The sequence below is a fragment of the Leeuwenhoekiella sp. CH_XMU1409-2 genome (assembly GCF_037029365.1).
GTDB lineage: Bacteria > Bacteroidota > Bacteroidia > Flavobacteriales > Flavobacteriaceae > Leeuwenhoekiella > Leeuwenhoekiella blandensis.
In genome coordinates, this window is record NZ_JAYMEI010000053.1 from 1 (window position 1) to 743 (window position 743).

Annotated in this window: 1 pseudogene; it reads left to right on the plus strand. The window is 32.0% G+C overall.

What is annotated here, in order from left to right:
- Positions 1 to 743, plus strand: a pseudogene (locus tag WA338_RS18840) (AAA family ATPase); the annotation flags it as partial.

Sequence of the window (743 nt, forward strand, 5' to 3'; positions counted from 1 at the left end):
AAAGAAAATATTTATCAAAATCAGACAAAGATTGGCAATTTAAGTTCGATTCATTGGATACTTTACCATATTGGTATAGTAGGCTTGCGAGATGTTTTAATTTATCTGAGTATGATGTAGCTGATATTGGAGATAGGTTTATTACAGAGAAATGGGGGTATGTAGGAGACCCTAATGATGATGATTATTTAAGAGATCAACTATCTGATATAGAATGGGGTAAGATGTATAAAAGACATGGTACTAATCCTGAAATTGAAGATTTAGAGAGCTACTTTGAATATCACGCAATGTTCTGTGCTGCTAATTTCTTATTAGAAAATGAACCGTTACTTAAAACAGATTCTTGGGATAGTTGGGAATATTGGTTAGCTTCTCATGCTAATGCTTTTGGAAGTTTTTGGTTGTCTGACATAAGAGAACCTATTCCTCTTGATTCACAATATTGGAAAACCGGAATAGACAAGTTTGATAAAGATTGGAGAGATAATATCACAGATGAATATTTTGATGAAAAAATAGGGTTGAATATCAATAATGAGAATGAATGGCTATTGGTATTTGGAGGTACAACTAAACATATTGGAATTAATCAAGAATCAATTAGTATTCGGTCATGCTTAGTATCTAATAAAGGTGCTGATGCTTTACTTCGAGCGTTGCAAACTACACTGGACAGCTATGATTATGCAATTCCTCTTGAAGATATCAATAATGAAGATGATGATAATTATCAAAATAAA